Source organism: Maritimibacter sp. 55A14 (genome assembly GCF_003122205.1).
Taxonomy (GTDB): Bacteria; Pseudomonadota; Alphaproteobacteria; order Rhodobacterales; family Rhodobacteraceae; genus QEYE01.
Genome location: NZ_QEYE01000026.1, coordinates 1 through 15,102, shown reverse-complemented (window position 1 = coordinate 15,102; position 15,102 = coordinate 1). Strand labels below are relative to the sequence as shown.

Below are 15,102 nucleotides of genomic sequence, written 5' to 3'. Positions count from 1 at the left end.
GCCTTGCAGCGGGCGCGAGGTACGAAACCCGCTTTGCGGTATCAGCGAACGCTGTCGATGTCCGAACGGCTCAGGCCGATATCTGCCAGTTCCCGGTCCGACAGGCGGGAGAGTTCCTTGCGGGTCTGGCGCGCATTCTTCCAGGCGACGACGGCGCCGGTGATGTGATAGGCGAAGGAGGACGCACGGTTGAAGAGCGACCCACCCTCGCGCACGGAGCGGCTGTACTCGAAAACGGCCATTGTTGCGATCCTTCTGCGACGTGAGTGATGGATTTGTACTTTTCCTGATCGGCAGGTAGGCTCGAACGAGACCGCGCACAATGCTCCTTTTGGCAATCCTGTATTGCACTATCTGCATAGGTCGCAGGCGGTCGGGGCATTGTGATAAAATCCTTTCTTCAAAGCCACTTGGACGTGTCGTTGACGTATCGCGAAGCGTCGGAAAACGGATGCGCGGCGCGGTCCTGGCTGGTCCTGACGGACGGCATGGCGGAACTGCGCACTTTCCAGTGTTCCTGTTTCGTGCTAGTCGAAGGAAAACACTGGGCAAGAACGGCAGGGAGCAGCATATGCGCGTCTTGGGCATCGACCCGGGTTTGCGCGTCCTCGGGTGGGGCGTGGTCGATCTCAACGGGTCGAAATGCGTGCATGTCGCCAATGGCATCTGCCGGTCCGCGGGCGACGATCTGGCCGAGCGGCTGTTGAGCCTGCATGCGCAACTGACCGACATCCTGTCCGCGCATCGCCCCGACGCGGCGGCGGTCGAGCAGACCTTCGTCAACAAGGACGCCGCGGGTACGCTGAAACTGGGGCAGGCGCGGGGCGTGGCCATGCTGGTGCCCGCGCAGGCGGGGCTGCCAGTGGCCGAATACGCGCCCAACACCGTCAAGAAGGTCGTGGTCGGCGTGGGGCATGCCGACAAACGGCAGGTCGATCACATGGTGCGGATGCTGCTGCCCGGCGCGCAGCCCGTAGGCCCGGACGCGGCCGACGCGCTGGCCATCGCGCTCTGCCATGCCCATCACATGCAGACCGCCGGCCGGCTCGACGCGGCGCTGGCGCGCGCCGGGGGGGCGGGCGCATGATCGGCCGGCTTTCGGGGCGCATCGACCATCGCGGGCCGGACCATGTGCTGCTCGATGTGCAGGGGGTCGGCTATGTCGTCACCTGTTCGGAGCGCACGCTGGCCGCCCTGCCGGGCGTGGGCGAGGCGGCGTCGCTCTACACAGAATTGCTGGTGCGTGAGGATTTGTTGCAGCTTTTCGGCTTCCTGAGCTTGCAGGAACGCGAATGGTACAGGCTGCTCACCTCGGTTCAGGGGGTGGGCGCGAAGGCGGCGCTGGCGATCCTGGGCGCCCTGGGCGAGGAGGGAACCTCGCGCGCCATCGCGCTGGGCGACTGGAGCGCCGTCAAGGCGGCGCAGGGCGTGGGTCCGAAGATCGCGCAGCGCGTCGTCAACGAGTTGAAGGAGAAGGCCCCGCAAGTCATGGCTCTGGGCGCGGGAGGACCGCCTCCGGCATCCGCTTCCGGTGCGCTGGTCGAGCCCATCGGGGCGGCCGCGCCGCCCGCCTTGGCCGTACAGGCCGCGCCGGGCCGGGCCGCAGCGCAGGCCGAGGCGCTATCGGCGCTGGTCAATCTGGGCTATGGCCACGGCGAGGCCGCCGCCGCCATAGCCGGGGCGGCAGGCGAGGGCGCGGAGGAGACACCCGCGCTGATCCGCGCCGCCCTGCGCGCGCTGGCTCCGCGGGGCTGACTTGAGCGGGCGGCGAGGCGTGCCCATATCCGCCCTGGTTTCAATGCGGAGGATCTGGCAATGGGCATGATGCGCACCGCGATGCTGATGGCCGCGATGACGGCGCTGTTCCTGGGCGTGGGATTCCTGCTGGCCGGGGAGGCGGGGATCGTCATCGCGCTGGTCCTGGCCGGGGGGATGAACCTCTTTGCCTGGTGGAATTCCGACAAGATGGTGCTGCGCCAGCAGGGCGCGCGCGAGGTCGATGCGCAGAGCGCGCCGCAGCTCGTCGGCATGGTGCGCGATCTCGCCGGCCGCGCCGGGCTGCCGATGCCGCGCGTCTATGTCATGGAGACGCCGCAGCCCAACGCCTTCGCCACCGGGCGCAATCCGGAAAATGCCGCGGTGGCGGTCACGACCGGGCTGATGCAGGGGCTGGACCGCGACGAACTGGCGGGCGTGATCGCCCATGAACTGGCACATATCCAGAACCGCGACACGCTGATCATGACGATCACCGCGACCTTCGCCGGGGCAATCTCGATGCTGGCGAATTTTGCAATCTTCTTCGGCGGAAACCGCAACAACCCGCTGGGCATCGTCGGCGTCCTTGCGATGATGATCCTGGCCCCGCTCGCCGCCGCGCTGGTGCAGATGGCGATCTCGCGCACCCGCGAATATGCCGCCGACCGGCGCGGCGCGGAGATCTGCGGCCAGCCGCTGGCCCTGGCCTCGGCGCTGGAGCGCATCGCGGGCGGCGCGGCGCGGATCGACAACCCGGCGGCCGAACGCAATCCGGCCGCGGCGCATATGTTCATTATCAACCCGCTGCACGCGCATGCGCATGACCGGCTCTTCTCGACCCATCCGGCGACCGGGAACCGCGTCGCCGCGCTGCATGCGCTCGCCCGCGAGATGGGGCAGGCGGCGGTGCGGGGGCCCTGGGCGTGAGACGGGCACGGGGTCTTGCGCTTGGCCGGCTTTGGCTTGAGAGTCTCCCCCGCAAGCATCAAGGCCGCACATGACCGACCAGCCCGATCCCGCCCTGCGCCCCGAGCCGCGCCCCGAGGATGCCGACCGCGCCCTGCGCCCTCAACGGCTGGACGAGTTCATCGGCCAGGCCGCGGCGCGGGCCAATCTTGCGGTCTTCATCGAGAGCGCGCGGCGCCGCGGCGAGGCGATGGACCATGTGCTTTTCCACGGCCCGCCCGGCCTGGGCAAGACCACGCTGGCGCAGATCATGGCGCGCGAGCTGGGGGTGAATTTCCGGATGACCAGCGGCCCGGTGCTGGCCCGTCCCGGCGACCTGGCCGCGATCCTGACCAATCTCGAAGCCCGCGACGTGCTCTTCATCGACGAGATCCACCGGCTGAACCCGGTGGTGGAGGAGGTGCTCTATCCGGCGCTGGAGGACTTCGAACTGGACCTGGTGATCGGCGAGGGGCCGGCGGCGCGCACGGTGCGCATCGAGCTGCAGCCCTTCACGCTGGTCGGCGCCACGACGCGGCTGGGGCTCCTGACCACGCCGCTGCGCGACCGTTTCGGTATCCCCACGCGGCTGGAATTCTACAGCACTGCGGAACTCGATCAGATCGTGACCCGCGCGGCGCGGCTTTTGGGGGCGGACGCCACGCCCGAGGGCGCGCGCGAGATCGCGCGCCGCGCCCGCGGCACGCCGCGCATCGCCGGGCGGCTTCTGCGCAGGGTCGTGGATTTCGCGGTGGTCGAGGGCGACGGGCGCGTGAGCCAGCCGCTGGCCGACGATGCGCTGACCCGGATCGGTGTGGATCACCTGGGGCTCGACGGCGCCGACCGGCGCTATCTGCGGCTTATGGCCGAGAATTATTCCGGCGGCCCCGTCGGGGTCGAGACACTGGCCGCCGCGCTCTCGGAGAGCCGGGATGCCATCGAGGAGGTGATCGAGCCCTTCCTGCTACAGCAGGGGCTGATCCAACGCACTCCGCGCGGCCGGATGCTGGCGGCCCGCGCCTGGAGCCATCTGGGCATGGCCGCACCGGGCGGCGGCGATCTCTTCGACGGCTGAGCGCGGCTTGCGCCGCGTGGATGAATGCGCTCCGCGCGGGGATATTTGAGGCAAGAAGAAAGGGCGGGCATGACGGCAGAGGAGATCGAGGCGCTCTTCACCCGCAGCGACGGCACCTATCTCTTCGCGCGCTGGGGGCGGCCCATCGTGCCGGTGGTCTTCGGTGTCGAGGACGCCACGCTCGGCATCGTCAAGGGCGCGGTGGAGGCGGTGGTGGCCCTGGCCGGCCACAGAACGGCCGAGACCGACCCGGAACTGGGCGCCAATCTGATGATCTTCTTCCTGCGCGACTGGGACGAACTGGAGGAAGTGCCCGATCTCGACCGGCTGATCCCCGATCTCGGGGCGCTGGTGGAGCGGCTCAAGGAGGCGGGCGCCAACCAGTACCGCAGCTTCCGCTTCGACGCGGCGGGCGCGATCATGGCGGCATTCGTCTTCGTGCGGATGGATGCCGACCTGAGCGAACAGCCGGCGGAGATGCTGGCGCTGAGCCAGGCGGTGCAGACGATCCTGCTGTGGTCGGACGCGGCTTTCATCGGCCGCAGCCCGCTGGCGCGCACGCCCGAGGGCGTGACCGTGCTGCGCCCCGCCATCGCCGACGTGATCCGCGCGGGCTATGATCCGGCGATGCCCGCGATGGCCGGCGACACGTGCCACGCGCTGCGCCTCGCGGCGCGGCTGGGGGGCGGCGTGAAATGACGCATCTCTTCCCGCTCCGCGTCTATTACGAGGATACCGACCTGGCCGGGATCGTCTATTACGCCAACTACCTGAAATTCATCGAGCGCGGGCGCAGCGAATGGGTGCGGGCGCTGGGGATCGACCAGGCGCGGCTCAAGGCGGAGGCGGGGATCGTCTTTGCGGTGCGCCGGGTGGAGGCGGATTACCTGGCGCCGGCGCGGTTCGACGACGAGTTGGTTGTGGAGACGACGCCCGAAGCGGTGACCGCCGCGCGCATCCAGCTCTGCCAGGACGTGCTGCGCGGCGGTGAGCCGCTCTTCCGCTCGCGCGTTACGCTCGTCGCGCTGACCGGCGCCGGCCGCCCGGCGCGGTTGCCAGCGGATATCCGCCGCATTCTGACGCAGGAGACGCAATAATTCCCCCGTCCGCGTCGAGTTTATTGGCATTCCGCCGGCAAAGCGGCTATTTTCGGCACCAATCACAAAGCCGCCCGGAAAACGGGGGCTGACACGGGTAAATGAGCAGGTCCCATGGAAACAGAAGCCCTTGCCGCCGCGCAGGATATCGACTTTTCGCTGTTCGCGCTCTTCTGGCGCGCCTCCTTCACGGTAAAGCTGGTGATGATGATCCTGATTGTCGCCTCGTTCTGGGTCTGGGCGATCATCATCCAGCGGTTCATCGTCTACCGGAAGGCGCGCCGCGATGCCGAGATTTTCGACCGCGCCTTCTGGTCGGGCGAGCCGCTGGACGAGCTTTACGAGAAGATCGGCGAGGCCTCCAGCGGCGGGGCGGAGCGGATATTCGGTGCCGGCATGGTCGAATGGCACCGCTCGCACCGTTCCGACGGGGAGTTGATAATGGGCGCTCAGGCGCGCATCGAACGCTCGATGGACGTGGCTATCGCGCGCGAGACCGAGCGGCTCAACTCCGGGCTGACGGTGCTGGCCACGGTGGGTTCGACCGCGCCCTTCATCGGGCTTTTCGGCACGGTCTGGGGCATCAAGAACGCCTTCGAGGAAATCGCGATGCAGCAGAACACCAACCTGGCGGTCGTTGCGCCGGGCATCGCCGAGGCGCTGGTCGCCACGGCGCTGGGTTTGCTGGCGGCCATTCCGGCGGTGATCTTCTACAACAAGCTGTCGAATGACGCCGACAAGATCAGTTCCGACCATGAGGCCTTCGCCGACGAGTTCTCGACCATCCTGTCGCGCCAGCTGGACGGCTGACCATGGGGGCCGGGGTACTCGATAAGGGAGGCAGCCGCAGACGGGGCCGGCGCAATGTGCGCCGCCGCCCGATGTCCGAGATCAACGTCACGCCCTTCGTGGACGTGATGCTGGTGCTGCTCATCATCTTCATGGTGGCCGCGCCGCTGCTGACGGTGGGCGTGCCGGTGGAACTGCCGGAGACCGCCGCCAGCCCGCTGCCCAGCGAGGAGCATGATCCGCTGACGGTCACGCTCACCTCCGACGGGCGGCTCCTGGTCCAGACGACCGAGATCGCGCGCGGCGAGCTGATCCCGAAACTGCGCGCCATCCAGGCGGAGCGCGCCGACAACAAGATTTTCCTGCGCGCCGACGGGGTCATCCCCTATGAGGCGGTGATGCAGGTCATGGGGGCGCTTAATGCCGGCGGGTTCCGCAATATCGGGCTGGTGACCGAGTCCGGCGGGCCGCGGCTCGACGGGCAGGACGGCTGAGGCGGGCGGATGGATACCGGCGTCAAGATCTCGGGGGCCGTCCACGGTGCCCTGATCCTGTGGATCATCCTGGGCGGGACGTTCTTTCGCGCCGACAAATCGGCCGAGTTGCAGGTCTCCGAGGTTTCGATCATGTCGGACGCCGAGTTCGCGGCGCTGGTCTCGGACGCGCCGGAGGCCTCGGTCGCGGTGCCCGATCAGGCCGCGCCGGAGATCGAGGACGACACGGCCGGTCTGCCGGAGCCCGAGACCGCGCCGGAAACCTCGCCCGCCGACACGCCCGACGCCCCGCAGACGCCGGAGGCGAGCCCGGATACGGAAGCCGTGCGCGAGCGCCCCGAGACCGAGGCGGAGGTGGAGCCGCCGGCGCCCCCCGCGCCGCCCGAACCAGACGAGCTTGCGGTCCTGGCTCCCGAGGAAGCGGCGCCGAAGCCCGCCGACCGGGTGGCGCCTGTGCCCACACCCGAGCCCGATCCGGACATGCCCCGCGCCGAGCGGCAGACCGAGGCCGCGACGCCCGAGGAAAGCGCGGAAAGCCCGGCCGAGCCGGAGGAGGCCGTGGCGCCCGAAGCGGCGGCGCGCGAGATCGTGACCGAGGCCGAGGCAAAACCGGATGCCGCGCCGCAGGTCTCCGCCCGGCCGCGGGCGCGCCCCGAGCGCCGGCCAACGCCCGAACCCGAACCTGCGCAGGTGCCCGAGCCACAGGCGGAGCCCGCCGAACCGGAGGCCGAACCCGAACCCGCACCCAGCGAAGAGGACGCCATTGCCGCGGCCATCGCCGCCGATATCGGCGAGGAACCCGCGCCCCAGGGCGGCGCGCGCGAGCCCGCGACCCGCCGCGGCCCGCCACTGACCAGTGGCGAGCGCGAGGGGCTGCGGCTGGCGGTGCAGGAATGCTGGAATGTCGGCGCGCTCTCGTCCGACGCGCTGCGGGTGACGGTGACGGTCGGGGTGGAACTCAACCGCGATGGCACCCCGCGCACCGAGTCGATCCGCCAGATATCCGCCACCGGCGGCGACGGTGCCGCGGCAAAGCAGGCCTACGAGGCGGCGCGCCGCGCAATCATCCGCTGCGGGGCGCGCGGGTTTGATCTGCCGGCCGAGAAATACGACACTTGGCGTGACGTCGAGATGACATTCAACCCCGAGAGGATGAGGATCAGATGACACCTCTGCGAAGACTGAGCCTGGCCCTGGCTGCATTGGTGGCGCTTTCCGCGCCGCTTGCGACCCTGGCCCAGGAGCGCGACGGCCCGCTCAGGATCGAGATCACCGAGGGCGTGATCGAGCCGCTGCCCTTCGCGGTGCCCGATTTCGTGCCCGAGACCCCGGCGGCCCGCGATTATGCCGCCGAGATTGCGCGCGTCGTGGCAGCCGACCTGGCTGGCACCGGGCTCTTCCGCGAGATCCCGGCCAGCGCGCATATCGCGCGGGTGACGAATTTCGCCTCGCCGGTCCAGTATTCCGACTGGCGCCCGATCAACGCGCAGGCGCTGATCACCGGGGCGGTCGGGCTGACGAACGGGCAGCTCACGGTGAAATTCCGGCTCTTCGACGTATTCGCGCAGGCGCCGCTGGGCGACGGGCTGCAATTCGGCGGGCCGGAGGCAAGCTGGCGGCGAATGGCGCACAAGGTGGCCGATGCGGTCTACAGCCGGATCACCGGCGAGAAGGCCTATTTCGACAGCCGGGTGGTATTCGTTTCCGAGACCGGGCCGAAGAACGATCGCCTCAAGCGGCTGGCGATCATGGATTACGACGGGGCGAACGTGCAGTTCCTGACCGGCGACAACTCCATCGTGATCGCGCCGCGCTTCTCGCCCGACGGGCGCCGCGTGCTCTATACCTCGTATCAGAGCGGCTTTCCCCGCATCTACGTGCTCGACATCGGCAACATGAGCCAGCGGGCGCTCGACGAACAGCCCGGCATCATGACCTTCGCGCCGCGCTTCTCGCCCGACGGGCGGACGGTCATCTTCTCGCTCTCGCGCGGGTCGAACACGGATATCTACGCGCTCGACATCAATACCGGTGAGCGCCGGCAACTGACCAATTCCGCCGCCATCGACACCGCGCCCAGCTTCTCGCCCGACGGGCGGTTCATCGTGTTCGAGTCCGACCGCAGCGGCTCGCAGCAGCTCTACATCATGTCCGCCGGCGGGGGCGAGGCGCGGCGGATCAGCTTCGGGCAGGGCCGCTATGGCACCCCGGTCTGGTCGCCACGCGGCGACCTGGTGGCGTTCACCAAGATCAACCAGGGCCGGTTCCATATTGGCGTCATGCGCACCGACGGGTCGGAGGAGCGGCTACTTACCTCGTCCTTCCTCGACGAGGGGCCGACCTGGTCGCCCAACGGGCGCGTCATCATGTTCGCCCGCCAGTCCGCGGGGGCCGACGGCGCGCCGTCGCTCTGGTCGGTGGACATATCAGGGCGCAACCTGAAACGGGTGCCTACGCCGCAGGCCGCGTCCGACCCGTCCTGGTCGCCGCTTCTGCAATGAGGCGCGTTTCCACCCGGCCCGCGAAATGCTATAAGCACGATTAACCGAGCAGACAGAAAAACAAGGACCAGACCCATGAAAGCCCTCACATCCAGCCTGCTTCTCGCCGCCACCCTTGGCCTTGCCGCCTGTGGCGGCGGCTTCGGCGCCGATGGCGGCTACGGCGACACACCCGGTGCCAGCACCGGCGCGGGCGCCGGCGGCGTCTACGACCCGGCCTCGCCGCAGTATTTCAACCAAACGATCGGCGACCGCGTCCATTTCGCGGTGGACGAAAGCACCCTGACGCAGGAAGCCCGCACAACGCTCGACGGTCAGGCCAACTGGCTGATGCAGAACGCCGAATTTACCGCGATCATCGAGGGCCATGCCGACGAGCAGGGCACACGCGAATACAACCTCGCCCTGGGCGCCCGTCGCGCCAGTGCGGTCCGCGACTACCTGGTGTCGCGCGGCGTGGCCGATTCGCGCCTGCGCACGGTCAGCTACGGCAAGGAGCGCCCGATCGAGATCTGTTCCACCGAGGCATGCTATTCCAAGAACCGGCGCGCGGTGACGGTGCTCTCGTCCGGCGCGTCGAGCTGACGGTCCGGAGGTCAGAGCGATGTTGCGTCTTGCCGCCGTCCTGCTGATCCTGCTTTCGGCGCCGCTCGCCGCGCAATCGCGCGAAGAGACGCTGGCCGATATCCGGCAGGAGATGTCCATCCTGCATGTGGAGGTGCAGCGGCTCAAGCGGCAGCTCTCCACCACCGGCGCGCCTTCGGTGGATACCGGCGGCGCGACGATGCTCGACCGGGTCGACAGGCTGGAGTCCGAGCTGCGCCGCCTGACCGCGCGCACCGAGGAACTGGAGTTCCGCATCAACCGGATCGTCGAGGACGGCACCCGGCGCATCGGCGACCTGGAGTTCCGGCTGGTCGAGCTCGAAGGCGGCGATGTCTCCAAGCTGGGTGAGACGACGACGCTGGGCGGTGAGGATATCGAGTTGCCCGGCGGGTCGGATGGCATTGTCGGCGCGCTGCCCGACACGGACACCGGCAGTGGCGACGGGCCGGAACTGGCGGTTGGCGAGAAGGCCGATTTCGATGCCGCGATGGAAGCCTATGACCACGGCGAATATGAGGCGGCGGCGGAGGCGTTCCGCCGCTTCACCGTGAACTATCCCGGCGGCGGCCTGTCGAGCGAGGCGCATTTCTGGCGCGGCGAGGCCCATGCCGCGGCCGGGGACTGGAGCAGCGCCGCGCGCGCCTATCTGGAGAGTTTCTCCGGCGCGCCGGACGGCCCGATGGCGCCCGAGGCGCTCTACAAGCTGGGCGTGGGTCTCGACCGGATCGGCCAGCGCGAGGAAGCCTGCCTGACGCTGGCCGAGGTGCCGGCGCGATTTCAGGGCAGCGAGTTCGCCGCCGAGGCCGAGGCCGAGATGAGCGATCTGGGCTGTCAGTGACGCAAGGCCCGACCGCCCGGTTTCCGGACATGATCCAGGCCTGTCTGGACGGGCTGCCGCCCGGCCGGCTGGGTGTGGCCGTTTCCGGCGGCGGAGATTCCGTGGCGCTTCTGGCGCTCATGGCGGACTGGGCGGTGCAGGCGGGCGTCGCGCTGGAGGCGGTGAGCGTCGATCATGGGCTGCGCCCGGCCGCGGCAGAGGAAGCCGCGCTGGCTGGCCGTGTGGCGGCGCAGCTTGGTGTGCCGCATACGGTGCTTCGCTGGCAGGGCTGGGATGGCAGCGGCAATCTGCAGGATGCAGCGCGGCGCGGACGCCGTGGCCTGATCGCCGGCTGGGCGCGGGATCGTGGCATTCCGGCGGTGGCGCTGGGCCATACGCAGGACGACCAGGCCGAGACGCTGCTGATGCGGCTGGCGCGGGGCTCGGGTGTCGACGGGCTGGCAGCGATGGCGCCGCGCCGCCGGGCACAGGGCATCGTCTGGCTGCGGCCGCTGCTCGATGTGCCGCGCGCGGAGCTGCGCGACGAGTTGCGCGCCCGCGGCCTGCCCTGGGCCGACGACCCTAGCAACGAGGATACCCGCTTCGACCGGGTCAAGGCGCGCCGCATGCTTGAGGCGCTGGCGCCGCTGGGGATCGAGCGCGCCGGGCTCGCCGCGACCGCGCGGCGCATGGCGCGCGCCCGTGCCGCGCTGGAGGCGCAGACGGTGGCCGCCGCACAGTATCTGGCGCAGGCGACAGGCTGGGGGACGGTGCGGCTCGAGCGGGAGGGGTTGGCCCGGCAGCCCGAGGAGATCGCGCTGAGACTGCTGGCACATGGCTTGTGCTGGGTGGCGCGCGCGCCCTACCGTCCACGCCTTGTGGCTCTGGAGCGGCTTTTTGCCGACGCTCTGGCCGGGCGGGGCGGCACACTTCACGGCTGCACAGTCACCGTGGCGCGGGGCGATATCCGGATCATGCGTGAAGTTGCCGCGCTGGCGCAGATCACCGCGCCGGTGGGGGCGCTCTGGGACGGGCGGTGGCGCGTCGAGGGACCGGAGGGAACCGGCCTGCATGTTGCTGCGCTCGGTGAGCGTGGGCTTGAGGGTTGCGCGAACTGGCGCGACACCGGAATTCCCCGCGCCGCTCTGATGGCCACGCCGGCGGTCTGGCGCGGCACGGCTCTGGTGGCCGCACCGGTCGCCGGCGAACGCTCGGACTGGACCGCGCGGCTCGATCCGGGGCCGGATTCATTCCATTCGGCAATATTATCGCATTGAACTGCGCCCCCCGATCTCTATTTTAGGTCTACGGCTGCCGCGAATGCGTGCGGCCAATCAAACGTGAGGAGAGTTTCGTGGGAAACGCGCGGAATATTGCCTTCTGGGTCGTTCTGTTCCTGCTGATCGTGGCGCTGTTCAACCTGTTCAGCAACGATCAGGCCACAACGGCATCACGCAGCGTGACCTATTCGGAATTCGTCGAACGCGTCGAGGCCGGGGAAGTGAGCAGCGTCACGCTCGACGGCGAGAAGATCTACATCCGCAGCGGCGACGGCTCGCAGTACATGACCGTCAAGCCCGGCGGCGTGGATGTTACTGACAAGCTGCTGGAAAACAACGTCGCCATCGAGGCCAAGCCGCAGGAGGAATCGGGCTTCCTGTCGATGTTGTCGCTCTGGCTGCCCTTCCTGGTGCTGATCGGCATCTGGATATTCTTCATGAACCGCATGCAGGGCGGCGGCAAGGGCGGCGCGATGGGCTTCGGCAAGTCCAAGGCCAAGCTGCTGACCGAGAAGCACGGCCGCGTGACCTTCGACGACGTGGCCGGGATCGACGAGGCCAAGGAAGAGCTTGAGGAGATCGTCGAGTTCCTGCGCGACCCGCAGAAATTCTCGCGTCTCGGCGGCAAGATCCCGAAAGGCGCGCTGCTGGTCGGCCCGCCGGGCACCGGCAAGACCCTGCTGGCCCGCGCCATCGCGGGCGAGGCAGGCGTGCCCTTCTTTACGATTTCCGGCTCGGATTTCGTGGAAATGTTTGTCGGTGTCGGCGCCTCCCGCGTGCGTGACATGTTCGAACAGGCCAAGAAGAACGCGCCCTGCATCGTCTTCATCGACGAGATAGACGCGGTCGGCCGGTCGCGTGGCGTGGGTTATGGCGGCGGCAATGACGAGCGCGAGCAGACGCTCAACCAGCTTCTGGTGGAAATGGACGGGTTCGAGGCCAATGAGGGCGTCATCATCGTCGCGGCCACCAACCGGCCCGACGTTCTGGACCCCGCGCTATTGCGTCCCGGCCGCTTCGACCGCCAGGTGCAGGTGCCCAATCCCGACATCAAGGGCCGCGAGAAAATCCTGGGCGTCCATGCCCGCAAAGTGCCGCTCGGCCCGGATGTGGACCTGCGCATCATTGCGCGCGGCACGCCCGGCTTCTCCGGTGCGGACCTGGCGAACCTGGTCAACGAGGCGGCGCTGATGGCCGCGCGCACCGGGCGGCGCTTCGTGACGATGGAGGATTTCGAGAACGCCAAGGACAAGGTCATGATGGGCGCCGAGCGCCGGTCGATGGTCATGACCGAGGACGAAAAGAAGCTGACCGCCTATCACGAGGCGGGCCATGCCATCGTCGGGCTGAACGTGCCCCAGCACGATCCGATTCACAAGGCGACAATCATTCCGCGCGGGCGCGCACTGGGCCTGGTGATGAGCCTGCCGGAACGCGACCAACTCAGCGTCACCTACACCAAGTACAAGTCGAAGATCGCCATGGCGATGGGTGGGCGCGTGGCCGAGGAACTGATCTTCGGCAAGGAGAATGTGACGTCGGGCGCGGCCTCGGACATCCAGCAGGTCTCGAAGATCGCGCGGGCGATGGTCACGCAGTTCGGTTTCGCCAAGGAGTTGGGCTATATAGATTACGCCAACGAGCAGCAGTCCTTCCTCGGGCCATACGGCGGCGGTACGAACCATTCGGCGGCGACCCAGAAAATCATCGACGACAAGGTCAAGGAAATCGTGGATGAAGGCTACGATACGGCCAAGCGCATCCTGACCGAGAAATCCGACGATCTCGAACGCCTTGCGCAGGGGCTTCTGGAATATGAGACGCTGACCGGCGACGAGATCCGCAAGGTGATCGCGGGCGAGCCGCTCAACCGTGGCGCGGACGAGGACGACCTGCCGCCGAGCGGTAACAGCCCCTCGGTCACGGCGATCCCGAAGACCAGCAAGCCCAAGCCGCCGAAATCCGATGACGGCATGGAGCCCGAGCCGACCTGACGGGCTGGGCCGGAGCACGGATCAGGGACGCCGCGGAGCCGCTCCGCGGCGTCTTTTTCATATCCTGACTACTCCGACGATCCGTCGCCAATACGGGGACAATGCCCCATAAACCCAAGCATTGTACGATCACTGCCCGAACTTCGCCGCATTTTCCGGCCCATAGTCCGGCCAGGAAAACATCCGACCGAGAACGGGAGAGCAGGCATGTCCGAAACCGCGACGATGGAGAAGGCGCTCCTGGCCGCGCCGGCCGAGCCCCGCAACCCGACCAGCGCGATGGTCGTTCAGGTGGCGCGGGACCACGGCGTCAGCCCGCTGCGCCAGTTCACCGAAATGATGCGCCTGAGCCGCGGCGAGAACGGCATCGGATTTCACGAATATTTCGCCGGTCAACTCTACCTGCCGAACCTGCCGAGGGAGCGGAAGCGCGAATTTGTAGGGCAGCGCGGCAGCAACCGGCTCAACGAAAGGCTGTCGCCGCTTTCGGTCATGCAGATGGCGCATCTTCTCGACGACAAGGTGCTTTACCCGGAACTCATGGCCCGGCTCGGACTGCCCGCAACCGAGACGCAGGCAGTGGTGGCCACGCCGCGCCATACCGGTCGCATCCCTCGGCTCCGCGATGGTGCGGCGGTGGAGTCCTTCCTGCTGAACGACGCGCGCTATCCGCTCTTCGCCAAGCCGGTCGCGGGCTCGCGCAGCGTCGGTTCCGCCTTCATCGCCGGAGTGGACGGCGCGGCCCGGCGCGTGATGCTTGGCAATGGCGTGGAGGTCGCGCTCGACCGGTTCATCGACGAATTGCTGGGCGACCATCACTCAGGTGTCGTGCTGCAATCCGCGGTGGTTCAGCACCCCCAGATGACGGCGCTGGCCGGTCCCGCGCTTGGCACTCTGCGGCTTGTGACCGTTGCCGATGGCGCGTCCGCGCCGGCGCTGCTCTACGCGCTGTGGAAATTGCCGGCGCCCGCTGCGATGTCGGACAATTTCTGGCAGCCGGGAAGCATGATCGCGCTGCTCGACCCCGCCGACGGGACCGCAGGGCGCTGCCAGCGCGGCACCGGTCCGCAGGCCGAGATCCTCCGCGAGCATCCTGTCAGCGGCAAGCCCGTCGAAGGCTTCCGCATCCCGCACTGGGATGCCGCGGTCGACCTCGTGTGCCAAGGCCATGCCGTCTTCCCGGAGTTCGGCATCCTGGGCTGGGATATCGGCATGACCGCCGACGGCCCTGTGATCGTGGAATGCAACACCAGCCCGTTTCACGGCCTCTACCAGCTTGCCAGCGGCCGCGGCGTGCTGAACGCCGAATTCCGCCCGGTCTTCGAGCGGGTTTTCGCCCGCCACGGGGCGGCGGCGAAGGCCCGGAAAGCTGCCTGATCCGCCTGCGCCGGTTTCGGAGCGCGCCCGGCCGGGGGTTTCCGGCCAGCGAAAATCATGATTCCGGCACAGGATTCCCAGTCGCATCGCGGCATTCGCCGCGCCGGGTTTCCGATCTGACACGCCGCCGCATGGATTTCGACGTATACCGCCCGCAAAAGGTCGGAATCCTCGGTGAGCGGGGTAGCGTTTCGCCGCTATAGGCCGTTGCATACCGAAACACCGGTTCAGCGACGGCAAAGGGACAGTCATGGCTTACAAGACGGATATCGAGATCGCGCGGGAAGCGAAGAAGAAGCCGATCCAGGAGATCGGGGCGAAGCTGGACATACCGAGCGAGCATCTTCTGCCGTTCGGTCATGACAAGGC

At 68.3% G+C, this 15,102-nt stretch carries 17 protein-coding genes; 16 read left to right on the top strand and 1 reads right to left on the bottom strand.

The features are described from left to right. Nucleotides 1-41 precede the first annotated feature (41 nt). Entirely contained in the window at nt 42-242 is a 201-nt protein-coding gene (locus DDZ14_RS16945) for a DUF1127 domain-containing protein (protein ID WP_109426167.1), read from the bottom strand. A gap of 329 nt (nt 243-571) precedes the next feature. Here DDZ14_RS16945 and ruvC point away from each other — a divergent pair, with 329 nt between their 5' ends. From ruvC to DDZ14_RS19485, 16 genes are all read left to right on the top strand, one after another. Continuing rightward, nucleotides 572-1,087 (top strand): crossover junction endodeoxyribonuclease RuvC, encoded by a 516-nt coding sequence (gene ruvC / locus DDZ14_RS16940; protein ID WP_109426166.1) that lies wholly within the window; start codon nt 572-574, stop codon nt 1,085-1,087. Further along, nucleotides 1,084-1,755 carry a Holliday junction branch migration protein RuvA gene (ruvA, locus tag DDZ14_RS16935; RefSeq protein WP_109426165.1) on the top strand — a complete coding sequence of 224 codons (672 nt, stop codon included), beginning with the start codon at nt 1,084-1,086 and terminating at the stop codon, nt 1,753-1,755. Before ruvC ends, ruvA begins: the two co-directional genes overlap by 4 nt. A gap of 60 nt (nt 1,756-1,815) precedes the next feature. Next, nucleotides 1,816-2,685, top strand: a complete 870-nt coding sequence (gene htpX, locus DDZ14_RS16930) for a zinc metalloprotease HtpX (protein ID WP_109426164.1) — start codon at nt 1,816-1,818, stop codon at nt 2,683-2,685. Between the two features lie 70 nt (nt 2,686-2,755). Beyond that, complete coding sequence (gene ruvB, locus DDZ14_RS16925) at nt 2,756-3,778, top strand: Holliday junction branch migration DNA helicase RuvB (protein ID WP_109426163.1); 1,023 nt, start codon at nt 2,756-2,758, stop codon at nt 3,776-3,778. A gap of 69 nt (nt 3,779-3,847) precedes the next feature. Continuing rightward, the gene (locus DDZ14_RS16920) at nt 3,848-4,477 is read left to right on the top strand and encodes a hypothetical protein (RefSeq protein ID WP_109426162.1); all 630 of its coding nucleotides are present in this window, start codon (nt 3,848-3,850) and stop codon (nt 4,475-4,477) included. Continuing rightward, a complete protein-coding gene (gene ybgC, locus DDZ14_RS16915) occupies nt 4,474-4,875 on the top strand; it encodes a tol-pal system-associated acyl-CoA thioesterase (RefSeq protein WP_109426161.1) in 402 nt (133 codons plus the stop codon). Before DDZ14_RS16920 ends, ybgC begins: the two co-directional genes overlap by 4 nt. A gap of 114 nt (nt 4,876-4,989) precedes the next feature. Beyond that, nucleotides 4,990-5,685 carry a protein TolQ gene (tolQ, locus tag DDZ14_RS16910; protein ID WP_109426160.1) on the top strand — a complete coding sequence of 232 codons (696 nt, stop codon included), beginning with the start codon at nt 4,990-4,992 and terminating at the stop codon, nt 5,683-5,685. A 2-nt stretch (nt 5,686-5,687) separates the two neighbouring features. Next, nucleotides 5,688-6,158 carry a protein TolR gene (gene tolR, locus DDZ14_RS16905; protein ID WP_109426159.1) on the top strand — a complete coding sequence of 157 codons (471 nt, stop codon included), beginning with the start codon at nt 5,688-5,690 and terminating at the stop codon, nt 6,156-6,158. A 9-nt stretch (nt 6,159-6,167) separates the two neighbouring features. After that, a complete protein-coding gene (locus DDZ14_RS16900) occupies nt 6,168-7,325 on the top strand; it encodes a hypothetical protein (RefSeq protein WP_109426158.1) in 1,158 nt (385 codons plus the stop codon). Next, entirely contained in the window at nt 7,322-8,659 is a 1,338-nt protein-coding gene (tolB, locus tag DDZ14_RS16895; RefSeq protein WP_109426157.1) for a Tol-Pal system beta propeller repeat protein TolB, read from the top strand. Before DDZ14_RS16900 ends, tolB begins: the two co-directional genes overlap by 4 nt. A 75-nt stretch (nt 8,660-8,734) precedes the next feature. Continuing rightward, complete coding sequence (pal, locus tag DDZ14_RS16890; RefSeq protein ID WP_109426156.1) at nt 8,735-9,244, top strand: peptidoglycan-associated lipoprotein Pal; 510 nt, start codon at nt 8,735-8,737, stop codon at nt 9,242-9,244. A gap of 19 nt (nt 9,245-9,263) precedes the next feature. Continuing rightward, nucleotides 9,264-10,103 (top strand): tol-pal system protein YbgF, encoded by an 840-nt coding sequence (gene ybgF / locus DDZ14_RS16885; RefSeq protein WP_109426155.1) that lies wholly within the window; start codon nt 9,264-9,266, stop codon nt 10,101-10,103. Between the two features lie 29 nt (nt 10,104-10,132). Continuing rightward, nucleotides 10,133-11,359: a tRNA lysidine(34) synthetase TilS gene (gene tilS / locus DDZ14_RS16880; RefSeq protein ID WP_109426154.1), complete on the top strand. Its 1,227-nt coding sequence runs from the start codon at nt 10,133-10,135 to the stop codon at nt 11,357-11,359. Nucleotides 11,360-11,436: 77 nt separating this feature from the next. After that, on the top strand, nt 11,437-13,356 hold the full coding sequence (ftsH, locus tag DDZ14_RS16875) for an ATP-dependent zinc metalloprotease FtsH (protein ID WP_109426198.1): 1,920 nt from the start codon (nt 11,437-11,439) through the stop codon (nt 13,354-13,356). Between the two features lie 207 nt (nt 13,357-13,563). Then, entirely contained in the window at nt 13,564-14,733 is a 1,170-nt protein-coding gene (locus DDZ14_RS16870) for a sugar-transfer associated ATP-grasp domain-containing protein (RefSeq protein ID WP_109426153.1), read from the top strand. A gap of 250 nt (nt 14,734-14,983) precedes the next feature. Continuing rightward, a partial coding sequence (locus DDZ14_RS19485) for a formate--tetrahydrofolate ligase (RefSeq protein ID WP_146193140.1) occupies nt 14,984-15,102 on the top strand: 119 nt, incomplete at its 3' end.